The organism is Acutalibacter caecimuris (genome assembly GCF_034335085.1).
Taxonomy (GTDB): domain Bacteria; phylum Bacillota; class Clostridia; order Oscillospirales; family Acutalibacteraceae; genus Acutalibacter; species Acutalibacter caecimuris.
In genome coordinates this window covers 1-6,377 of the sequence record NZ_JAWXXJ010000054.1, presented here as the reverse complement: position 1 = coordinate 6,377, position 6,377 = coordinate 1, and the positions used below count along the sequence as shown (strand labels likewise).

Annotated in this window: 7 protein-coding genes; 4 read left to right on the top strand and 3 right to left on the bottom strand. The window is 49.8% G+C overall.

Going from position 1 to position 6,377, the window contains the following annotated elements:
- The 3 genes from U8U01_RS16675 to U8U01_RS16665 form a co-directional block, all read right to left on the bottom strand.
- Positions 1-801: hypothetical protein (locus U8U01_RS16675; RefSeq protein WP_322176699.1), on the bottom strand; the 801-nt coding region annotated here is incomplete at its 3' end.
- Positions 791-1,849, bottom strand: a complete 1,059-nt coding sequence (locus tag U8U01_RS16670; RefSeq protein ID WP_322176697.1) for a hypothetical protein — start codon at positions 1,847-1,849, stop codon at positions 791-793. The genes U8U01_RS16675 and U8U01_RS16670, both read right to left, overlap by 11 nt.
- A 4-nt stretch (positions 1,850-1,853) precedes the next feature.
- On the bottom strand, positions 1,854-3,818 hold the full coding sequence (locus U8U01_RS16665; protein ID WP_322176695.1) for an RNA dependent RNA polymerase: 1,965 nt from the start codon (positions 3,816-3,818) through the stop codon (positions 1,854-1,856).
- Between the two features lie 50 nt (positions 3,819-3,868).
- On the opposite strand from U8U01_RS16665, the gene U8U01_RS16660 reads away from it, so the two are divergent.
- The 4 genes from U8U01_RS16660 to U8U01_RS16645 form a co-directional block, all read left to right on the top strand.
- The gene (locus tag U8U01_RS16660) at positions 3,869-4,291 is read left to right on the top strand and encodes an AAA family ATPase (RefSeq protein ID WP_322176693.1); all 423 of its coding nucleotides are present in this window, start codon (positions 3,869-3,871) and stop codon (positions 4,289-4,291) included.
- Positions 4,272-5,045: an AAA family ATPase gene (locus U8U01_RS16655; RefSeq protein WP_322176691.1), complete on the top strand. Its 774-nt coding sequence runs from the start codon at positions 4,272-4,274 to the stop codon at positions 5,043-5,045. The genes U8U01_RS16660 and U8U01_RS16655 overlap by 20 nt, the downstream gene beginning before the upstream one ends.
- 270 nt (positions 5,046-5,315) lie before the next feature.
- The gene (locus tag U8U01_RS16650) at positions 5,316-5,633 is read left to right on the top strand and encodes a plasmid mobilization protein (RefSeq protein WP_322176689.1); all 318 of its coding nucleotides are present in this window, start codon (positions 5,316-5,318) and stop codon (positions 5,631-5,633) included.
- Positions 5,633-6,377 (top strand): relaxase/mobilization nuclease domain-containing protein (locus U8U01_RS16645; protein WP_322176687.1); only part of this gene is annotated, 745 nt, incomplete at its 3' end. The genes U8U01_RS16650 and U8U01_RS16645, both read left to right, overlap by 1 nt.

Sequence of the window (6,377 nt, the reverse complement as noted above, 5' to 3'; positions counted from 1 at the left end):
CCGCATGATAATGCTCTCAGGAATAGCGGGCAGCCACTTCCTGCTGAACATGGTACTGCCAAAATATGCGTCAAAGTTTGTGACCGGCAGCACGACCCATTCAGAATCCTCCGGCTTATTTGCAATGTAATATGCCACTAAAGTGCAGATAACTTCAGTCGGCACCTTCTCAGACCGGAGTTCTTCAATTCGATCGAGAATATCGTCCGGCAAGTCAATGCTGTTGTTTCGCAGCGGCCCCAGTTCCAGAGCATCAGCCAGCACGTCATCAAACCTCAAAACCCACGCACCACTCGTACCCTGCGAAAAGATCGGCACTTGAAACTGCACAACCTTCTTTCGCCAAGCCGCATCAAATTCTTTATCTATGACATCTGCTTTGCCATACGCCGTCTTGCTCACCTTATCAGGATTGTTCTTCATAAAGCGTGCGATACCGTGAACATGGCGGCAAAACCAACCCATGCCATCTTCGTCCACCAACTCAAGAAACTCACCATGCAACTCCCTGAAATCACTTTTGAACTGCCACTCCTCTTTAGGGCTGGCTTTCTTTTTATCCGGAACACTGCACCAGGCGCAGAGCGCCCGGCGAGCATAGTTAATTCTAGCTCTGAGATTCTCGTCCGCATCTGCAAACAGATATCCACGGGCAAGAACCGTCAGTACCCGAGCCAGGCCAGTAAAATCGAGAATCATGTCCATGGAGAAACGTCCCATATAAGTTGTATCGCGCTTACTATCCGCTTTGTAAATCGGCGGCTCAATGTACGCCCGAAACTCCTCAAACTCATTCAACATGGTTCTCCTCCTTGCGAACATTCTCCTCAATATGGTCTATCAGCAAATCCCACAGCAAATCTCGCTTATCTAGCGCAACTACATACTGCACTGTCGACCTTGGCCGCACAACTCTATCCAACAGTTCCCTACATTTTAAGGCCACAACTTCCCTGTAATCATGCCGCAAAGGTTGCTCGAGATAAGCGTTCATCATATGCTGAAAAGCTACTGAATCAGTATCTCGCACGTATTTCTTTCTGTCTGTAGCCTGGTTCTCATCATTGATATCACAAATCAAATCACCTAAAATGCGATAGCCGCTATGTCTGAAATCCGAAAACAGCTCATGATAATTATCGAGTTCCGGCAGATGGCTTTCCAGAAAAACAAATCGGGCCTCACTGTCCATAAAATGCCATTTGCTCTCTACAATGGCCGCACGGATTTCCGCAACCCGCTTCGCAGAAATATCCTGGAAAGCTACGTACAACTCGTCTGCATCGTAAATATCCTCCTGCCCCCGGCTGAACAAAATTCTCTCGATATCATTCTTCCTCTGCTTATTTTGCACCGGCACTCGGCAAGCACGTATGCGGGATAGGCAAGCCTCGTAGTCACTCAAAAGTGTCGATACAGAAGAAAGGATTTGCGGGTCAAGGCTCTTTTTCCAATCACGCTCCCGTGCGAAAACAAAAAGTTCGCTATCTTTTGCAGGTTTAGGTTTCAACTTCGGTGTATTTTTCTTCAACTGATACGCCAAATACGGCAACCGCTCCAAGTTAGAGTCTACCTTTCTCCAGTCCGTCTTCTCAAAAAACGCCTTGTGCTTTTGCTCGAAGGTAGGCTCATACCATTTGCCGCGAGTTTCTGCCGAATCCAGCAGCTTTTTATATTGCAAGAACAGACTTCGGTTCACGACTTTCTTGTTCAGATACTCCGACAAGTCAGGCTTGACACCGCTCTTGGCTGAGTCGATTTCAAGGCCAGTAAGGATAGCCAGAATCTCCGTTTCTTCCCTGCAGCGCTGGCGTAAATCTAAGTCGGAATTTTCGTTATAGGCAATCACACTTCTATCTAGAGCCGCATTTGAAATTTGTCCAACTCTTGATGAAAACGTATTCCGTACCGTCTCGAATCTGGCATACCGGTCGTTGGCATCCCGTATCTGCGGCTCGGCAGCGGGTATTTTCAAAAGAGGTATATTCCTGATAATTGCGTTTCACACAAGTATTCAAAATTGGGTCGGAGATGGTCTTTATCATGTCACCATCGAAGTCGGTGCCACCCAAACGCTCAGCTGTCAACGTGTGAGAATCCACCATCACCACATCAGTGAGATGACCCAAATAATGCTTGCGCATCTGCTCCACTTTGGCATAACAGCTTAACTGGATTTCCTCATTGCGGGCAATGTGGGGATTGCGAAACAGAGTACATTCCCCGCCATGTTCATAAGCAACCTTTGGCGCATAGAAAGAATTATTTGCGAATTGATTGCCTATTGCCGCTGCAAAGAATGTTCGTTTTGCTCTATCTCTTGGCACCTGTTTTGGGAGCAACGAGGCAAGGAATTCCAGCAAATCGCCAGACAAAAACCGGTTGTCACCTGCGACGATAAGTTGTCCGACTGCATACTGTTTCAAAACCTGCTCTGCTTTCGTGTCCAACTCTTTGGTGTAGACAGGCTCATTGATGAATAGCGAGTTCTTCTTCAAAATTTTTGCCATGTAGTACGCCTTGCTTTTCTTAGAAAACCACCTGCGCTCCAGAGCTGATAGAAAGTACTGCTTGCGAAATTCCTCATCCGCACAGTAGTTATAATAGACCAGTTCAGTTTCTTTTGTGAGCCAGCGACGCTCGTCCTTTGCCGGTGAATCCTTCCATCCTAACGGCAAATCAAGTGGCCGAAACTCTTCGGCAGTTATAGAAACCGTGTTCAAGAATTGGTAATTCAGAGTAGTAAGCTCCTCAGGTTTTTCCTTGCTGGTCTGCGTGATGTAAAGCGCATGGCGGTACTTCCGAAACGCTTTCCAGTAATCGCTCCAAGCCATATCATTTTCGGTCAGCCAACCGAATCCCTTAAACATCGACTTTGTCAAAATAATATCAACGTCACGGACGTTATGTTTCACACCCCATAGGTCTGTAATGGTGTCACAGCCCCCGCTGGTCAAAAAATCCTTGAAGTCAACCTGATGGAGCATACCTTTTACATATGGCAGGCGTATCTGAAACGACGTGTGGATATGCTTACCGCAGTAAACCTTATCAATGATTTCTGCGTACTGCTTTGAAATCAAGCCCTCGCCGTCAAATAGAGTTACTGGGATCTCCTCTCTCCGCTCTACCCGATGATACTTGCGGATGTTACCTGCGCTCCCATCGTCCTCAACCGTAATGACCGGCACATCATGGACAGTTACCTCGGGGTTATCAATTACAATCACCCGGTGGGGCCTGTCAATTTCAACACCGTCTATTCGAGTTCCACCGGAGAGCATCAGCCCATTGTAGGCATAAAGTTTGCTCAACTGGCACGACCCAATTTTCATATCCAGCATGATTCTCCGGCGTAGCGGCTCGTAAATGTCCTCCCGAACAAAAGAAAGCTGTGCCTTGCGGCTCATGCTGTTGGAGCACTCGAATGCCAGATACCGACAGGGGCCAGCGCCAAAATCCAGCACAATGCCCTCAGGCCGGAACATACTCTCTGCCTTTTTCTGCCGGACGGCATGACGGTTCTGTGCGGCATTCCGGTCGAAGATATTGCTGAAATCCACGTAGCAGATCACGTCCGACAGGTCACTAATCAGAGTGTTCTCCATCGGTAACTGGTAGCTATCCCCATGCAGAATACACAAAGCTTGAAAGAACAGCGCACAGTCCTGCTGCTCGTGGAGGGCGGTCAACACTTTGCATTTCTCCGTTGCTTTTGCGTTCAACGCAAAGGCATAGCCGCTCTCCGCATCTTCCTGCGCGTAGGCCATGAGAGCGCTGGCAGACAACGTATAGATTTTATACCTGACCTGCGGCATACCGTTCACCTCCCGCCAAAATTATACCAGGATCCTTTCCGATTTACAACATGAATACTGCTCCCACTTTTTCAAGCTGGGAGCGTTTCTATTTTACCGAAAGGACTGATGTGTGTATGCCAAAACCCATCGAAAGACTTGCCGTCATTGACGGCGAAACCCTACAGGACATGAGGTTTCAGCCGGGCAAATTCTGCATTGATACGCTCCTGCCTCAAGGGATATCCATGCTAGGCGGCGCACCCAAGAACGGCAAATCCTGGATGGTGCTGGACTGGTGTGTGAGGATTGCAAAGGGTGAACCGGTGTGGAACCTACCAGTCAAGCAAGGCTCGATCCTCTACCTCTGCCTGGAAGACCCGCTCCGCCGGGTGCAAGACCGACTGCTCCAGCTTACAGATGAGGCTCCTCCGAACGCTTTCTTCGCTACAGCCGCTGAGAAGTTGGACCAGCTTGTGCGAACAGATCCGTGAATTTGTCCGGGAGCACCCCGACACCGCGCTGGTAGCCATTGACACATTTCAAATCGTTCGCTCCGGCGGTCAGGATATCTCATACGCCTCCGACTATGAAGAAGTACGTGAGCTGAAAAAGCTGGCAGACGAATTGCAACTCTCCATTCTGCTCGTTCACCATTTGCGTAAGCAGGGAGCCAGCGACCCGCTCAATAAACTCTCTGGCACCACTGGAATTAGCGGCGCGATGGACGCCATCTTCATTCTTGACCGGGGCCAGCGCAGTGAGGGCGCGGCAACTTTGGTCTGCACTGGACGGGACATTGAAACCCGAAAGCTAGACTTACGTTTCTCAAAATCCGATTGCTCATGGGAATTGGTGCAGGACAGCTTGGAAAATCGTTCAATAGAAATGCCAGAGGAACTGACGGCACTCACTGAGTTTGTACGTTCGATACAGACATTTAGCGGCAACAATACGCAGCTTGCCGGTGCGGTCAGTAAGCTGGTCGGAAAGGAGATTGCACCCAAGTCCCTCAAGCAGATGATGAACCGTTGGCGCTATATTTTAGAGGAAAAGGGTGTTTTCTTTCGCAGCCATCGAAGCAATGGGCAGAGGCTGGTTACCGTTTCTTTTTCTTCTGCCCCACCCGATAGTGACGGAAGTGCCGCAAGTGACGCAACATTGAGCAGTGCCGAATTTACCGTCCCTTGCGACCCTGATAGTGCTGAAACCCCTGGATTCTCTAAGGAAAACGTCCGTCCGGCATGAGCCGCTGCTTTCGGCCCTTGCGCCCCTGTGAGGCCATAGTAGGCCCGTGTTGGCGGGTTTTACGGCGGCAGTCGGGTAAGTCCCTACCAGGCCCGGAGAAGGCCGTTTTGGGGCAATTCTGGCCCCGTTTCGCGGCCAGGCTTTCTGGAAGGATTCCCAGCCGAGGAGGGCGTAAGGGTCTCCCGCTGGGGCAAGCAGAGCGCGTGGCTGTCCGCCCCGCACGTTAAGAACCGGGCAGTAGCCCGGACCCACTTCAGAGAGGAGAAAGGTATGCAAAACAACAGAAAGCGAGCGGAAACACTGACGATTCGCTTGACCAAAACAGAAAAAGAAATGATCAAGAAGAAAGCAAAGAAGGCTCAACTCAGCATTACAGATTTTCTTGTTGCAACTTCGCTGCGCACGGAAATTCACGTTGCCGAGGACGTCAAACCGCTGCTGATCGAGCTAAAAAGGATCGGCAACAACATCAACCAAATCGCCATGAAAATCAATGCGGGAGCGTTTCACTCGGCTGATTTCTCAGAGGTCATTCAGGGTCAGCGGATGATTTTCGAGCAGCTCCTACGCATAGCGGGAGGTCGATGATGGCAACAATAAAATTTATTCCCGAGAGCAGGCAGTCGCTCAGCGCCATGAAAGGTGTGATTTCTTACTGCCTACAGGAGAAGAAAGTAGCGGACAATGCCACCGGCCAGCGCATGGTCAGTGGCATTTCTTGCGATGGTGAAAACTCTTTTATAGAATTTCTGACAACGAAACAGGCGTACCGCAAGACGAGTGGCATCAACTTTTATCACTACGTCCAGTCGTTCTCACCCGACGAAAACATTACTCCGCAGGAGGTTCACGCCGTCGCCAGAGAGTTTGCGGAGCGGGCATGGCCAGGTCATGAGATTTTGGTGGCAACGCATTGCGACGCCGACCACCTGCACTCGCACTTCGTTATCAATTCCGTTGGCTTTCAGAACGGTAAAAAGCTGCGGCAAAGCCCGAATACACTGAAAGAGTTGCGGGCTTTGAACGATGAAATTTGTGCAGCCCATGGGCTGGCAGTGCTGCCTCCCTATGAGAAATCAGGGAGCAAATTATCCTCACGAGAGTACCGTGCCGCGATAAAAGGCGAGAGCTGGAAATTCAAACTGATGGCCGACATCTGTGCCGCCATGAACCGCAGTGGCAGTAAGCAGGACTTCATCTTCGAGATGGAGCGGTGCGGCTATCAAGTCATGTGGACGGACGAGCGCAAGTACATCACGTTCACCTGCCCAAATAAGATGAAATGCAGAGATGTAAAATTGCACGATGACAAATTTTTGAAGGAGAATTTAG